The sequence below is a fragment of the Serratia sp. Z4 genome, from assembly GCF_009900725.1.
GTDB classification, from domain to species: Bacteria; Pseudomonadota; Gammaproteobacteria; order Enterobacterales; family Enterobacteriaceae; genus Serratia; species Serratia nematodiphila.
In genome coordinates this window covers 1,392,930-1,408,080 of sequence record NZ_JAAABD010000001.1, presented here as the reverse complement: position 1 = coordinate 1,408,080, position 15,151 = coordinate 1,392,930, and the positions used below count along the sequence as shown (strand labels likewise).

Here is a 15,151-nt window from a genome sequence, read left to right as displayed (position 1 = left end):
GCACCCGCAGAAATTGTCTAAGCTGTTTCCTAACGGGTCATCAGTCAGAAGAAGGTGATGGAGAAGCTATGAGTTCATCGTGTATAGAAGATCTGAGCATCCAGGATAACCAGTGGTACCGTATCGCGCACGAAATGCTCGGTCTGGCCGGTATCGAAATCAACGGATCGCGCCCTTTCGATATTCAGGTTAAAAATCCCGAATTCTTTAAACGCGTTTTGCAGCAAGGATCCCTGGGCCTGGGCGAAAGCTATATGGACGGTTGGTGGGAGTGCGAGCGGCTGGATATGTTCTTCCAGCGCGTGGTCAGCGCCGGGCTGGAGAAGAAACTCCCCCACCACCTGAAAGATACCCTGCGTATCGCCGCCGCGCGCCTGACCAATCTGCAATCGAAAAAGCGCGCCTGGATCGTCGGCAAAGAACATTACGATCTCGGCAACGATCTGTTTACCCTGATGCTCGATCCTTACATGCAGTATTCCTGCGGCTACTGGAAAGACGCCACCACGCTGGAGGAAGCGCAGGAAGCCAAGCTGCGGATGATCTGCGAGAAACTGCAGCTGCAGCCGGGCATGCGTTTGCTGGACATCGGCTGCGGCTGGGGCGGCCTTTCCGCCTATGCGGCGAAAAATTACGGCGTGTCGGTGGTCGGCGTGACCATTTCCGCCGAACAGCAGAAGCTGGCTCAGGCGCGCTGCGCCGGGCTGGATGTGCAGATCCTGTTGCAGGATTACCGCGATCTGCACCAGCAGTTCGATCGCATTGTCTCGGTCGGCATGTTCGAGCACGTCGGGCCGAAAAACTACCGCACCTATTTCGACGTGGTGGAGCGCAATCTGGCGCCGCACGGCCTGTTCCTGCTGCACACCATCGGCTCCAACAAGACCGACATGAACGTCGATCCCTGGATCAACAAATATATCTTCCCGAACGGTTGCCTGCCCTCCGTGAGGCATATCGCCGAGGCCAGCGAAGGCCATTTCGTGATGGAAGACTGGCACAACATCGGCGCCGACTACGATCGCACGCTGATGGCCTGGTTCGAGCGCTTCAAACAGGCGTGGCCGCAGCTCGCCGAGCGCTATTCCGAACGCTTCGAACGGATGTTCAGCTATTACCTGAACGCCTGCGCCGGCGCGTTCCGGGCGCGCGATCTGCAGTTATGGCAGGTGGTGTTCAGCCCGAAAGGCGTTGAAGGCGGCATTCGCGTCGCCCGCTGAACGCTTTCCCGATAAAAAAGCCCCGGCAACATCTTCGCCGGGGCTTTTTTTTTTGCTCTTTCGAACCCTGCGGGTTAACCGCAATAAACGCGAATAATTTTATCGTCGCTGTCGCCAAGGAAGTTCAGACGGCGCAGGTTGAAATCCATGGTGACGGCAGAGTTGTACGGAATGGCTCGCACCTTGCCGTCGATCCGCACGCCTTCCAGCGAGGTCATCGGTTTGCCGACAAAATTTTGATACTGCGAAGCGCCGCAGGTATCGTCCGCATCGGCCATTTGCGCGCCCGCGCCCTGCTCAGGCGAACTGCTGCAAGCGCTCAGCGCCAGCAACGCGGTTAACAACAACGTTTTCCCATAAAACTTCACGCGTTTCTCCTCTCTGCTTATGATTCGATGCCGGCGGTCACGCCAGAATCGCTGTCAGTCTTTGTGCGCCGGCGCCATCGCCGCGGCTAACGTCGCTTCCCGATTGGCCAGCACGCGCTCGACGGTGTCCACCACCGCCTGCGTTTGCGGATCGATCTCGATGTTCACCTTGTCGCCGAGGCGTTTTTTACCCAGCGTGGTGCGATCCAGCGTTTCCGGGATCAGGTGCACGCAGAAACGGTTATTCACCACTTCGCCGATGGTCAGGCTAATGCCGTCGATGCCGATGAAACCTTTGTGCAGCACATATTTCATCAATTCCGCATCCGGCATGCGCAGCCATACCTGGCGGTTATTTTCCGAGGTATAAATCTTGGCCACTTCCGCCGTGCAGATAATATGGCCGGACATCAAATGGCCGCCAATTTCGTCATTGAACTTCGCCGCGCGCTCGATATTGACGATGTCGCCCAGCGCCAGATCGCCGAGGTTGGTCAGGCGCAACGTTTCTTTGATCAAATCGAAGCTGACGCGGTTGCCTTCCACCGCGGTGACGGTCAGGCAGCAGCCGTTGTGGGCCACCGACGCGCCCAGCTCCAGCCCCGGCAGCAGCTCGGCAGGCATTTCGATCACGTGGGTGCGGAAATTGGGTTTCTCATCAATGGCGACCAGCGGCGCGGTGCCTTGTACGATACCGGTGAACATATGTGCCTCTTCTTGCTGAATAGGTTAAAACGCTACCGGCAGTTTGCCCCAGTTGGCGCTGAAAACCAAATCCGCGACGGCAAAAAAAGAATGGCTGCGCATTTAATAACTATTTATCTGCGGCGTTTGCTTAACGACGCCGAGCAGGTACAATCTTTTTGACAAAATTCCGCTATTTTAATTGTTGTCCTCTCGCGGCAGCCCTCCCTCCCACATATATAAATAGAAAAGGTGTATGCGTGCAGAAGTACTTAATTGAAGCGCGTAGTTTATTGGCTCTCGCTATCCCGGTCATCATCGCGCAAATATCACAAACCGCCATGGGCGTGGTGGATACCATCATGGCCGGCGCTTACAGCGCCACCGACATGGCGGCGGTGGCGGTCGGCACCTCGATCTGGTTGCCGGCCATTTTGTTCGGCCACGGCCTGCTGCTGGCGCTGACCCCGGTTATCGCCCAGCTCAACGGCGCCGGCCGTCGCGATCGCATCGCCCATCAGGTGCGTCAGGGCTTCTGGCTGGCCTTCGGCGTCTCTGTGCTGCTGATCGTCGTGCTGTATAACTGCAAGTTCGTCATCGACATGATGCACAACATCGATCCGCAGTTGGCGGATAAAGCCGTCGGCTATCTGCACGCCATCATGTGGGGGGCGCCGGGTTACCTGTTCTTCCAGGTGATGCGCAACCAGTGCGAGGGGCTGTCCAAAACCAAACCCGGCATGGTGATCGGCTTCCTCGGCCTGCTGGTGAATATCCCGATCAACTACATCTTTATCTACGGCAAGTTCGGCATGCCGGAGTTGGGCGGCGTCGGCTGCGGCGTCGCCACCGGCAGCGTCTACTGGATCATGTTCCTGATGATGCGCTGGTACGTGAAGCGCGCGCCGTCGCAGCGCGACATCAAACGCCAGGCCGGCGATCTCGGCGGCCCTGACTGGGCGGCGCTAAGGCGCCTGATCGGCATCGGCATGCCGGTGGCGCTGGCGCTGTTCTTCGAAGTCACGCTGTTCGCGGTGGTGGCGCTGCTGGTTTCACCGCTGGGGATCGTCGCGGTCGCCGGCCACCAGATCGCACTTAACTTCAGCGCGCTGATGTTCGTGCTGCCGCTGTCGCTGGGCGTCGGCGCCACCATCCGCGTCGGTTATCGTCTGGGGGAAGGTTCGGTCGAAGGCGCGCGCGTCGCCGCTTACTCCGCCATCGGCGTCGGCATCACCATGGCCGTCTGCACCGCGCTGTTTACCGCCACCTTCCGCGAACCGATCGCCCTGCTGTACAACGACAGCCCGGCGGTGGTGGCGATGGCCTCGCAGTTGATGCTGCTGGCGGCGCTGTACCAGATCTCGGATTCGGTCCAGGTGATCGGCAGCGGCGTGCTGCGCGGTTATAAAGATACCCGCGCGATCTTCTTCATCACCTTTATCGCTTATTGGGTTTTGGGCCTGCCGAGCGGCTATCTGCTGGCGTTAACCGATGCGCTGGTGCCGGCGATGGGGCCAAGCGGTTTCTGGATCGGCTTTATCATCGGACTGACCTTCGCCGCCATCATGATGGCGCTGCGCATGCGCTGGCTGCAGAAACAGCCGACCACCGTCATCCTGCAGCGATCCACACGCTGAACCCGCAGCCCGGCCGGTTTCCTCCCCGGCCGGGCTGCGGTTTGCGGAAAAAAACGCCGGACTGCGCACAACCTCAGCAATCGCGTGAAATACCGAATAAAATTGCGCTTTTCCCCTTGCCAGCGCGCGGGTAGCTCGTTAATATTCGTCCCCGCTGTCAGCCATGACAGACAGGAAAAGATGCGTCCGTAGCTCAGTTGGTTAGAGCACCACCTTGACATGGTGGGGGTCGGTGGTTCGAGTCCACTCGGACGCACCAAATTCCTGAAGCAGTACAGTGCGTCCGTAGCTCAGTTGGTTAGAGCACCACCTTGACATGGTGGGGGTCGGTGGTTCGAGTCCACTCGGACGCACCAAATTTCAGAAGCAGTGCAGTGCGTCCGTAGCTCAGTTGGTTAGAGCACCACCTTGACATGGTGGGGGTCGGTGGTTCGAGTCCACTCGGACGCACCATATTGCTGATTCATCTCTCCCTGTCACGTTATACTTCCCGTTGTATCGTCTCTGCCCGACCGTTCGATTTTTCATGTCAATTGCGCCGAACTACCGCCATCAGCCATCAGGAACGCCACATGACCACCTTCACCGCCAAAACCGCCTTTTTGCCGCTCGACAATGGCCTTGCCCGCCGTGAAGGCGTGATGAGCGACGGTTCGCCGGCGGCGGAAGTGCGTTTCGAGGCCGGCGCCTTCGGCCAGTTGCAAAAGCCCGCGCACGCGCTGCAAACCCGGGTGATATCCGGCGAATTCGAGTTCACCCTCGGCGGCGACACCCGGATAGTACGTGCCGGTGAGAGCCTTACCCTGCCGGCCAACGTCGCCAGCGGCTGCTTCTGCCTGAGCGCTGGCACGCTGCTGGAAATTCCCCAAACGCGTTAAACCTGCATTTACAGCAAGGTTATTTGCGCAACAAGCGGCCCGCAACGCGTTGCATTTGCGCCACATTTAGCCCCGTTTTGCTCTATCCGCCGCACCGCCGCGGTTTTTTATTTTGTTTCCCGCCGCTTAGCCTTTATAATGCGCAACGTCTATCAGTTGAATGGTTTCAGCCCTTGATCTGCGAAAACGCAATAACAACACGATGTGATCTTACCCCGTTGCGCAGCATCCCCGCGCCCCCGCGCGGGCTGAATTTTTCCGCCCCACTTCAACTGTCGTCACCTATCCTTAACTATGTTTTTCACCACCAGGCACGGCCCAAATTCCCTACCGGCGTAAACCGCGCCGGTCAAATTCGTTTTTTTATCCATCACAACTTGTAGAAAACTCCGCCATGAAAAAGACCAAAATTGTTTGTACCATCGGTCCAAAAACCGAATCGGAAGAAATGCTGACCAACCTGCTCAATGCGGGCATGAACGTGATGCGTCTCAACTTCTCTCACGGCGACTATGAAGAGCACGGCAACCGCATCAAGAACATGCGCGCCGTGATGGCGAAAACCGGTATCAACGCCGGCATCCTGCTGGATACCAAAGGCCCGGAAATTCGCACCATGAAACTGGAAGGCGGCAAAGACGCCTCGCTGGTCGCCGGCCAAACCTTCACCTTCACCACTGACCAGAGCGTGATCGGCAACAGCGAGCGCGTGGCGGTCACCTACGCCGGCTTCGCCGCCGACCTGAAGATCGGCAACACCGTGCTGGTTGACGACGGCCTGATCGGCATGGAAGTCACCAACGTGACCGAGAACGAAGTCATCTGTAAGGTGCTGAACAACGGCGACCTGGGCGAGAACAAAGGCGTTAACCTGCCGGGCGTGTCCATCCAGCTGCCTGCGCTGGCCGAGAAAGACAAACGCGACCTGATCTTCGGCTGCGAGCAAGGCGTCGACTTCGTGGCAGCGTCCTTCATCCGTAAACGCTCCGACGTGCTGGAGATCCGCGAGCACCTGAAAGCCCACGGCGGCGAGCAGATCCAGATCATCTCCAAGATTGAAAACCAGGAAGGCCTGAACAACTTCGACGAAATCCTCGAAGCGTCCGACGGCATCATGGTTGCCCGTGGCGATCTGGGCGTTGAAATCCCGGTAGAAGAAGTGATCTTCGCCCAGAAGATGATGATCGAGAAATGTAACCGTGCGCGTAAAGTGGTCATCACCGCCACCCAGATGCTCGATTCCATGATCAAAAACCCGCGCCCTACCCGCGCGGAAGCCGGCGACGTTGCCAACGCCATCCTGGACGGCACCGATGCCGTCATGCTGTCCGGCGAGAGCGCAAAGGGCAAATACCCGCTGGAAGCGGTCAACATCATGGCGACCATCTGCGAGCGTACCGATCGCGTGATGCCAAGCCGTATCGACACCCTGAACGATCGTCGCAAGCTGCGCATCACCGAAGCGGTGTGCCGCGGCGCGGTTGAAACCGCCGAGAAACTGGACGCGCCGCTGATCGTGGTCGCCACCAGCGGCGGCAAGTCGGCAAAATCCGTGCGTAAATACTTCCCGAACGCGGTGATCCTGGCGCTGACCACCAATGAGACTACCGCGCATCAGCTGGTGCTGAGCAAGGGCGTCATCCCGCAGATGGTCAAGGAAATCGCCTCCACCGACGACTTCTACCGCATCGGTAAAGAAGCCGCCCTGGCCAGCGGCCTGGCGCAGAAAGGCGACGTCGTGGTGATGGTCTCTGGCGCGCTGGTGCCGAGCGGCACCACCAACACGGCCTCGGTACACGTGCTGTAATATAAAACGTGACATAATTGTCTTGATCAAAACGCCGCTTTGCGGCGTTTTTTTTATCAGCAGTAAACTATTTTTCTCAAAACGCAACCGCGATCCGCTCATTATTTAGCTAATAAAGAATCGGAGTAGTCCCATGGAAGCCGGCTGTTTTCCCTCGTTTTTTTAACTAATTTGTAAAACCAGATGCAAGTTTGAGCGAACGATCAAAATAAAGCACCTCAACACTAAAAAATTATTCTCTTTCGAAAAAAGTTTGTGTAATACTTGTAACGCTACATGGAGATTAACTCAATCTAGAGGGTGTTATAATGAATCGTACTAAACTGGTACTGGGCGCGGTAATCCTGGGTTCCACTCTGCTGGCTGGCTGCTCTAGCAACGCTAAAATCGATCAACTGTCTTCTGACGTTCAGACTCTGAACGCTAAAGTTGATCAGCTGAGCAACGACGTGAACGCAATGCGTTCTGACGTTCAAGCTGCTAAAGACGACGCAGCACGCGCTAACCAGCGTCTGGACAACCAAGCTCACGCTTACAAAAAGTAAGATAGCTTTGGTTATTGAAAACGGCGCACATTGTGCGCCGTTTTTTTTTGTCTGTTCGCCAGCCAGGGGGGTTCCTGCACGGCAGGCAAAAAAAAGAGGTTCAGCACGCTGAACCCCTCTTCGACCGCTCAATCCTGCAAACTTAGTTCACCGAACTGATTGGCGCTGCCTTGAATGGGCTCTTATTCGCCGCAGGAGCCGCTGCAGGTGTCAAACTCACCGCAGACGGACTCTCCCCTACGTTGACCAGCACCGGCATGCCAGAACGGCGTACAACCGCGCTATCGAATACGGCGCGATCGGTCTGACCATCGGCCGCAAAGGCTTTCTCCGCTTTAGACAACGCGATCGGCATGGTCTGCGGATCGTCGCTTTCCACCCGCGACAGCGGTTGGTGCACTTCCACATAGCGTTTGCCGTCCGGCTCAACGGAAATCTTCACCGGATCGTTGATCACTTGCACCCGCGTACCGCGCGGCACCATGTTGAACAGCGCCTCGATATCCGTCGGACGCAGGCGAATGCAGCCGGAGCTGACGCGCATGCCGATACCGAAGTTGGCGTTGGTGCCGTGGATCAGGTATTCACCGCGCCCCATCGCCAGACGCAGGGCGAACAGCCCCATCGGGTTCTCAGGGCCGGCCGGCACCACCGCAGGCAGCGTCACGCCCTGGGATTGATAGCGCTTGCGGATGTTGGCGGTGGGCGTCCAGGTCGGGTTAGGGATCTTCTGGCTGATGGAGGTCACCTCCAGCGGCGTGTGCATCCCGGTCTGGCCGATGCCGATCGGATAGACGATCACTTTGTTCTCGCCTTTCGGGTAGTAATAAAGCCGCAGCTCGGCCAGGTTGACGATGATCCCTTCACGCTTGGTGTCAGGCAGCAGCATTTGGGTCGGAATGGTCAGCACCGTACCCGGCTTGGGCAGGAACGGATCCGTGCCGGGGTTGGCTTCCAGCATGCCCAGCAGGCCGATCTTGTAGTCAGCGGCGATGGCTTCCAGCGGGCGGCCGTCGTTTGGCACGGTATAAGTGGTGTTTTCGCCGATCAGACGGCTGTCCGGCGGCGGCAGCGGGTACTCGGTCGCACTGGCGGCCTGCGTGCCGGCCAATACGGTGGCGAAGACCATGCCCATTAAACTCAACGCACGTTTCATTATCATCCCTATATTTTTTATGACGGTTCGCCCACAAGGCTAACGAGCGCCAGGTGGTGGGTAAATCAGACAATACCTGATTAATACTAGCAACGCTGGTATCAAAGGCAATAAGTCCTCTAAAAATCAACACGTTATAACGTAATCGCCGTCATTGATTGTCAACGAAACGTCAACAGTTAAGCTGCTGAAATATCACTGAATTGGGCGCGTTGCCCGGAGGAAAACCGTGAATTGTAAAGACTCATTGACAAAGCAAAGGTATCAATGAGTCTTGAGGATGAAGGCGTTATGGATCAGGCCAGCTGCACCGCTTTACTGCGAATGGCGCGGATCATCGCCTCCAGCCCCTGCGAGCGCGAAGGCGTCAGATGTTGGCTGAGCGCCAGCTCGGTGAAAAACGGCCGCACATCGAGATCGACGATCTGCTGCGGCGTCAATTGGCGATAAAGAATGAACACCACCGCCAGCAACCCTTTGACGATCGCCGCGTCGCTGTCGCCGTGAAACTCGACCTGCCCCTGCTCATCGCGGCGCATCACGATCCACACCTGGCTCTGACAGCCGGAGATCAGGTTGGCGGCCTGCCGCTCCGCCTCGTCCAGCGGCGGCAATTTAGCGCCGAGTTCAATCACGTACAGGTATTTCTCCTCCCAGTTCAGACAGCGGGAGAAATTACGCACCAATTTATCTTTGTCCGGCAAATTCGCCATGGGGATCCTTTTGTACCGCCGGGGACACGCCCCAGCCTAACCTAATAACTGATGAATGCGTTGCAGCCCGGCCACCAGCCGGTCCACCTCTTCGCGGGTATTATATAACGCCAGCGAAGCACGGCACATGCTCGGCACCTGATAAAACGCCATCAGCGGCATCGCGCAGTGATGGCCGGTGCGAATGGCGATACCGTACTGATCGAGGAAGCTGCCGACGTCATAGGCGTGGTGCTCTCCCAGATTGAAGGCGATCACCCCGGCGCGATGCGCCGGACCATAGATTTTCAGCGTCGGCACCTGCTTGAGCGCCTCGAGCGCGTAATGCATCAGCGACTGTTCATAATCGTGGATCGCATTCAGGCTCAAGGCTTCGACGTAATCAAACGCCGCGCCCAGCCCCATGATGCCGGCGGTGTTCGGCGAACCGGCCTCGAAGCGCCACGGCGGATCGGCGAAGGTGGTGCCCGCCGTCAGGCTGACCTGCCGGATCATCGAGCCCCCCCCTTCCCACGGCGGCATCTGCTGCAACAACGCCTGGCGGCCATACAGCATGCCGATGCCGGAAGGGCCATACAGCTTATGGCCGGAAAACACGTAGAAATCGCAGTCCAGCGCCTGGACATCGACGCGCTGGTGCATCACCGCCTGCGCGCCGTCCACCAGCACCGTCAGATCCGGTGACAGGGTTCTGGCACGGGCGATGATCTCGCGCACCGGGTTGACGGTGCCCAGCACGTTGGAGACCTCGGTCAGCGCCAGCAGTTTACAGGACGCGTCGACCAGTTCCGGCAACCGAGCCAGATCCAGCGTGCCGTCCGGCTGCAGCGGCCACACCCGCAGCTGCAACCCGCGCTCCTGCGCCAGCATCTGCCACGGCACGATGTTGGCGTGGTGCTCCATCTCGGTGATGAGAATCGCATCGCCCGGCTGCAGCAGGTGGCGGCCAAAGCTGTTGGCCACCAGATTGATGCCTTCGGTGGTGCCCTTGACGAACACCATCTCTTCCGCCGAGGCAGCATTGATAAAGCGCGCCGCCTGTTCCCGCACCGCTTCCATCTGCTGAGTCGCCTCGGCGCTCAGGGTGTGGATACCGCGATGCACCGCCGCATACCCGTGGCGGTAGAACTCCAGCTCGCGGTCGATCACCGCCTGCGGTTTCTGCGCGCTGGCGGCGCTGTCGAGATAGGCCAGCGGTTGGCCGTTCACCTCACGCGCCAACAGCGGGAAATCGCCGCGTACGCGTTCAATCGGATAACTCATGCAGCCTCCCCCGGCAGGCGCTGGGCGATGCGCGCCAGCACCCGTTCCCGGATGGTGTCGTTGGCGATGCCTTCGGTCAGCTCGGCGGCGAAGGCGAAGATGATCATCTGCTGCGCCGCGTGCTTGTCGATGCCGCGCGACTGCAGATAGAACAGCTGCTCTTCATCGATGCGCCCCACGGTAGCACCGTGGCTGCACTTGACGTCATCGGCGTAGATCTCCAGCTGCGGCTTGGTATCCACTTCCGCCACCTTACCCAACAGCAGGTTATGGTTGGTCATCTGGCCGTCGGTTTTGATCGCGTGCTTGGCCACTTTGATCATGCCGTTGAACACCGCCTTGCCGCGATCGCTGACCACGGTTTTATGCAGCTGGCGGCTTTCGCAATAGCCCTTGTTGTGCTCCAGATAGGTGCGGGTATCGCAAATCTCTTTGCCCACCGGCAGCACCAGGCTGTTGATCACCAGATTCGCGCCTTCGCCGTTCAACTGCGCGCTGGTGTTGTGCCGCGTCAGGCCGGCGCCCAGCAGGAAGCTGTCGCTTTTCACCCGCGCGTCGCGGCCGATAACCAGATCGTTGTGAGCAAAGTGGTAGCTTGGCTGGCTCTCAAACGCCAGCTTGCAGTGCAACAGCCCGGCGTTGTCCGCCACATTGGCGGTCAGGCGCGCGCCGGTGAAATGTGCGGCCTCGCCCAGGCTGACGTAGTGCTCGATCACTTCCGCCTCAGCCCCGCGCCCGATCTCCAGATGATGGCGGTGATGCACGGTGTTCACTTCCCCGGCGGCGCCGCGTCCGCTGCTGATGTGCAGCAGATACAGCGGGCGTGCAGGGATCTTGCCGGCCGGCAGGCGGATCAGGCTGGTTTCCTGCGCCAGGCTTTCGGTCAGGTGCAGAAAAATCTCCGGCTGGATCGGCTCCGGCAACGCCTGAGGCGTGCCATAGGCGGTCAACTCGAACTGGTAGTCGCCCAGGTCGCCATCGCTCAGCGCGGCGCTGTAGCGGCCGTCGATAAACACCAGCCGACAGGCATCGATGCCGAGCGCCAGCGCATCGAGCTGCTCTGCGCTCACCGGGGCGGGCTGCGGCTCGAGGAATTGCTGCTCCAGCAGGCTCTCCAGCGGCGTGTATTTCCAGTTTTCATGCTTGCGCGTCGGCCAGCCGAGGCGCAGCGCCTGCTGCCAGTGCGCCAGCGCATGCGGCGAACGCTCGCCGCCGCGCCCTTCGAACAGGCGATACAGCTGCTGCAGCGCGTTTGAATTACTGTTGGTCGGTAAGCCAGCCATAGCCCTGCTCCTCCAACTGTTTCACCAGCGAGAAATCGCCGGATTTGACGATGCGCCCCTGGGACAGCACGTGTACGTAATCCGGCTGGATGTAGTCCAGAATGCGCTGATAGTGGGTGACGATGATAAAGGCGCGCTTGCCGTCCCGCAGCGAGTTGACGCCGTTGGCGACGATTTTGAGCGCATCGATGTCCAGGCCCGAATCGGTTTCATCGAGAATGCACAGATCCGGCTCCAGCGCCGCCATCTGCAGAATGTCGTTGCGCTTTTTCTCACCGCCGGAGAAGCCGACGTTGACCGAACGGGTCAGCAGATCGGCCGGCATATCCAGCAGCGCGATTTTCTCTTCGATGAAATCGGCGAAGTCAAAGCGATCCAGCGGCTCCTGCTCGCGGTATTTGCGCACCGCGTTGACCGACGTCTGCAGGAAGAAGTGGTTGCTGACGCCGGGGATCTCCACCGGGTACTGGAAGGCCAGAAACACGCCCTCACCCGCGCGATCTTCCGGATCCAGCTCCAGCAGATCCTTGCCCTTGAAGGTGACTTCCCCTTCGGTCACTTCGTACTCTTCACGCCCGGCCAGCGTGGCGGATAGCGTGCTCTTGCCCGAGCCGTTCGGCCCCATGATGGCGTGCACTTCGCCCGGTTTGATCTCCAGATCCAATCCCTTGAGGATCTCGTTGCCTTCCACGCTGACTTTCAAATTCTTGATGCTTAACATGCTGTGTCCTCAGATAGCGCCGACGGCACTAAAAATGCGGCGATTAACCCACGCTGTGTTCCAGGCTGATGGCCAGGAGTTTTTGCGCCTCGACGGCGAACTCCAGCGGCAGCTCGGAGAAAACGTCCTTGCAGAAACCGTTGACGATCATCGAAATGGCGTCATCCTCGCTGATGCCGCGCTGCAGGCAGTAGAACAGCTGGTCATCGCCGATCTTCGAGGTAGTGGCTTCGTGCTCCAGCTGAGCGCTGTTGTTGCGCGCTTCAACGTAAGGGAACGTGTGGGCACCGCTGTCCGGCCCGATCAGCATCGAGTCGCACTGGGTAAAATTACGGGCGTTTTCCGCCCCCGGCAGGATTTTCACCAGGCCGCGATAGGTGTTCTCGCTGTGGCCGGCGGAGATGCCTTTGGCGATGATGGTCGACCTGGTGTTTTTGCCGATGTGGATCATCTTGGTGCCGGTATCTGCCTGCTGATGGCCGCTGGTCAGCGCCACCGAGAAGAATTCGCCGATCGAGTTGTCGCCCTGCAAAATCACGCTCGGGTATTTCCAGGTGATGGCCGAGCCGGTTTCCGACTGGGTCCAGGACATTTTCGAACCGGCGCCTTCGCACAGCGCGCGCTTGGTGACGAAGTTGAGGATACCGCCCTTGCTCTCGCCGCCGGAGAACCAGTTCTGCACCGTCGAGTATTTCACTTCGGCGTCTTTATGCAGGATCACTTCCACCACCGCCGCGTGCAGCTGGTAGCTGTCGCGCACCGGGGCGGAACAGCCTTCGATATAGCTGACGTAGCTGCCTTCGTCGGCGATCAGGATGGTGCGCTCGAACTGGCCGGTTTTGGCGGCGTTGATGCGGAAGTAGGTCGACAGCTCCATCGGGCAGCGCACCCCTTTCGGCACATAGACGAAGGTGCCGTCGGAGGCCACCGCGGCGTTCAGCGCAGCGAAGAAGTTATCGTTGGACGGCACCACGCGCCCCAGGTATTGACGCACCAGATCCGGGTATTCCTGGATCGCTTCGCCGAACGAACAGAAGATCACCCCGCTCTCCGCCAGTTTTTCACGGTAGGTGGTGGCGACCGAGACCGAGTCGAAGATGGCGTCCACCGCCACCTCGCTGCCCTCGCGCACCGGCACGCCGAGCTGGTTGAACGCCAGCTCCACTTCGCTGGTCAGGTAATCTTTTTCCGTCGCCGCGCCCGGTTGCTGCTCGGCGCCGGGTTGCGAACCGCATGCATCGTCGCAGCTGCCGCAGGACGGCGCCGAATAGTAACTGTAGTCCTGATAGTTCAAGCGTTCGTAATTGGCCTTCAGCCAGTGCGGCTCTTCCATCTGCAGCCAGGCGCGATAAGCCTCGAGGCGGAATTCCAGCATCCACTCGGGTTCGTTGCGCTTGGCCGAGATGGCGCGCACCACCTCTTCGTTGATGCCCTTGGCCAACTCATCGGTTGCCAGCTGGGTGAAGAAACCTTCTTTGTAGCGACCTTCGCTGACCCAAGCCTGCACTTCATTAGGCATTTCTACATTGCTTCGTGTCATGTTGATTGCATCGCTCAAACGCCAAAGCTCTCGCCGCACCCGCAGGCATGCTGAGCTTTAGGGTTGTTGAATTTGAATATCTGATTCAGCCCTTCGCGGACGTAATCTACCGTGGTGCCATCGATGAACGGCATGGCCTTCAGCGGCACATAGAGTTTGGCGCCGTCGCGCTCAAACAGCAGATCGTCATCGGCGGGTTCGCGGGTCAGATCCAGCACATAGGCAAAGCCGGCGCAGCCGGATTGTTTCACCCCTAGCTGCAGCCCTTTCACCTGCGGATCCTGCTGCATCAGTTTGGTTATTTGTCGTACGGCGCTGTCGCTGAGCGAAATGCCTTGCCAGACATTTTCATCCAGAGAAAAAGTGCCGACATTTTCCGTTTGCATAGGGTCTACCTCACACTCGTGTTTGGCCACAGCCAATCTGGGTTGCTTATATGTTAGTGATAACGATTATCACTTCAACCGTTTGTTTTGCGGGGGTATCCGCCGCAAGCGCGGTTTTTCGCTGCGGCGTGCGGCAAGCCAGCGGGACATCCGTGGCGGCTTGCGGCGTCTGGCGGCAAGGTGTGCATGCTATCCCTATGAATTTATTCTTTATCCTGCATCACCGTACCGCACTCCCCGGTGGCCCGTCAGCGTTACAGCGCCGCGGTACGTTGCCGATCTAAACATTCATAGAAAATACCTATTTCTGCATTCTGTCTGTCGTAAATGTGCGTTTATCGGCATTTCGTGGCGCAGCGCAAGCGCGCGCCCTCAGGTTAAAGTTTAGTCGCTCAGCATCAAGTTGGGTCGTCGGCGGCCTTTTACACCCCGCGCGATGAAAAAACGCCACGCCGGGGATTGATCGGCAGCGCGGCAGTTTATATGATAATGATTATCATTCAATTTAAATTTGAGCGCGAAGCCAATGACTCTTTCGATCAACGCATGGTTGCTGGGCAAGATTGATGACTACAAATTCAGCGTGCGCGACGCCACGGTGGACTTTTACATGGCCGAAGCGGCGCTACGGCGCCCGGAATGCAATATCGACCACCTGAAGCGGTACAACAGCGTCAGCCTGACCATGGCCAATTTGTGTCTGGAGAACGGCGACGACGACAGCTACCTGCACGCGCTCAGCAAGCTGCACAACCGGCTGATCGTCGAGATCAACAACCCACAGCGTTGCCAGCTGTTTCGGGTGCAAAGCTACCACTTCGCCCGCCATACGCTGACGCTGATCTGCCAAAAATATGCAATGGAAGGCACCTGGGAGAAGGCGAACGCGTTTCAGAAGGACTTCGTCAAACGCGTGCCGTTTCAGCTGTAAAGCGAAAGGCTCCGCAGGC

At 58.6% G+C, this 15,151-nt stretch carries 15 protein-coding genes and 3 tRNA genes; 9 read left to right on the top strand and 9 right to left on the bottom strand.

Annotated elements, in window-relative coordinates; translation table 11 throughout:
* Positions 1 to 68 precede the first annotated feature (68 nt).
* Positions 69 to 1,220 carry a cyclopropane fatty acyl phospholipid synthase gene (gene cfa / locus GT753_RS06995; RefSeq protein ID WP_004931341.1) on the top strand — a complete coding sequence of 384 codons (1,152 nt, stop codon included), beginning with the start codon at positions 69 to 71 and terminating at the stop codon, positions 1,218 to 1,220.
* Between the two features lie 74 nt (positions 1,221 to 1,294).
* Here the strand turns inward: cfa and GT753_RS06990 are convergent, their stop codons facing one another.
* The gene (locus GT753_RS06990; protein ID WP_004931344.1) at positions 1,295 to 1,588 is read right to left on the bottom strand and encodes an I78 family peptidase inhibitor; all 294 of its coding nucleotides are present in this window, start codon (positions 1,586 to 1,588) and stop codon (positions 1,295 to 1,297) included.
* A 54-nt stretch (positions 1,589 to 1,642) separates the two neighbouring features.
* Positions 1,643 to 2,293, bottom strand: a complete 651-nt coding sequence (locus GT753_RS06985; protein ID WP_004931347.1) for a riboflavin synthase — start codon at positions 2,291 to 2,293, stop codon at positions 1,643 to 1,645.
* A 239-nt stretch (positions 2,294 to 2,532) separates the two neighbouring features.
* On the opposite strand from GT753_RS06985, the gene GT753_RS06980 reads away from it, so the two are divergent.
* From GT753_RS06980 to GT753_RS06950, 7 genes are all read left to right on the top strand, one after another.
* Positions 2,533 to 3,909, top strand: coding sequence for an MATE family efflux transporter (locus GT753_RS06980; RefSeq protein WP_015377722.1), 1,377 nt, complete (start codon positions 2,533 to 2,535; stop codon positions 3,907 to 3,909).
* A gap of 182 nt (positions 3,910 to 4,091) precedes the next feature.
* A tRNA-Val gene (locus GT753_RS06975) sits at positions 4,092 to 4,168 on the top strand.
* Between the two features lie 20 nt (positions 4,169 to 4,188).
* Positions 4,189 to 4,265 (top strand) — tRNA-Val (locus GT753_RS06970).
* Between the two features lie 20 nt (positions 4,266 to 4,285).
* Positions 4,286 to 4,362: transfer RNA gene (locus tag GT753_RS06965), tRNA-Val, on the top strand.
* A 119-nt stretch (positions 4,363 to 4,481) separates the two neighbouring features.
* Positions 4,482 to 4,787, top strand: coding sequence for a cupin (locus GT753_RS06960; RefSeq protein ID WP_015377721.1), 306 nt, complete (start codon positions 4,482 to 4,484; stop codon positions 4,785 to 4,787).
* Positions 4,788 to 5,181: 394 nt separating this feature from the next.
* Entirely contained in the window at positions 5,182 to 6,594 is a 1,413-nt protein-coding gene (gene pykF / locus GT753_RS06955; protein ID WP_004931353.1) for a pyruvate kinase PykF, read from the top strand.
* A 308-nt stretch (positions 6,595 to 6,902) separates the two neighbouring features.
* Complete coding sequence (locus GT753_RS06950) at positions 6,903 to 7,139, top strand: major outer membrane lipoprotein (protein WP_004931354.1); 237 nt, start codon at positions 6,903 to 6,905, stop codon at positions 7,137 to 7,139.
* 142 nt (positions 7,140 to 7,281) lie between these two features.
* On the opposite strand, the gene GT753_RS06945 is transcribed toward GT753_RS06950, so the two are convergent.
* From GT753_RS06945 to sufA, 7 genes are all read right to left on the bottom strand, one after another.
* Positions 7,282 to 8,295: a L,D-transpeptidase family protein gene (locus GT753_RS06945; RefSeq protein ID WP_004931356.1), complete on the bottom strand. Its 1,014-nt coding sequence runs from the start codon at positions 8,293 to 8,295 to the stop codon at positions 7,282 to 7,284.
* Positions 8,296 to 8,591: 296 nt separating this feature from the next.
* Positions 8,592 to 9,008, bottom strand: coding sequence for a cysteine desulfuration protein SufE (sufE, locus tag GT753_RS06940; protein WP_160125423.1), 417 nt, complete (start codon positions 9,006 to 9,008; stop codon positions 8,592 to 8,594).
* Between the two features lie 36 nt (positions 9,009 to 9,044).
* The gene (gene sufS / locus GT753_RS06935) at positions 9,045 to 10,271 is read right to left on the bottom strand and encodes a cysteine desulfurase SufS (RefSeq protein ID WP_015377719.1); all 1,227 of its coding nucleotides are present in this window, start codon (positions 10,269 to 10,271) and stop codon (positions 9,045 to 9,047) included.
* Positions 10,268 to 11,554 (bottom strand): Fe-S cluster assembly protein SufD, encoded by a 1,287-nt coding sequence (sufD, locus tag GT753_RS06930; RefSeq protein WP_004931361.1) that lies wholly within the window; start codon positions 11,552 to 11,554, stop codon positions 10,268 to 10,270. Before sufD ends, sufS begins: the two co-directional genes overlap by 4 nt.
* On the bottom strand, positions 11,529 to 12,275 hold the full coding sequence (gene sufC, locus GT753_RS06925; RefSeq protein WP_016927936.1) for a Fe-S cluster assembly ATPase SufC: 747 nt from the start codon (positions 12,273 to 12,275) through the stop codon (positions 11,529 to 11,531). The genes sufD and sufC overlap by 26 nt, the downstream gene beginning before the upstream one ends.
* Positions 12,276 to 12,318: 43 nt before the next feature.
* The gene (gene sufB / locus GT753_RS06920) at positions 12,319 to 13,815 is read right to left on the bottom strand and encodes a Fe-S cluster assembly protein SufB (RefSeq protein WP_004931367.1); all 1,497 of its coding nucleotides are present in this window, start codon (positions 13,813 to 13,815) and stop codon (positions 12,319 to 12,321) included.
* A 14-nt stretch (positions 13,816 to 13,829) separates the two neighbouring features.
* Positions 13,830 to 14,201: a Fe-S cluster assembly scaffold SufA gene (sufA, locus tag GT753_RS06915; protein WP_004931368.1), complete on the bottom strand. Its 372-nt coding sequence runs from the start codon at positions 14,199 to 14,201 to the stop codon at positions 13,830 to 13,832.
* Positions 14,202 to 14,727: 526 nt separating this feature from the next.
* Between sufA and GT753_RS06910 the strand changes: the two genes are divergently transcribed.
* The gene (locus GT753_RS06910; protein WP_004931369.1) at positions 14,728 to 15,132 is read left to right on the top strand and encodes a hypothetical protein; all 405 of its coding nucleotides are present in this window, start codon (positions 14,728 to 14,730) and stop codon (positions 15,130 to 15,132) included.
* The last annotated feature ends 19 nt before the right edge of the window (positions 15,133 to 15,151 follow it).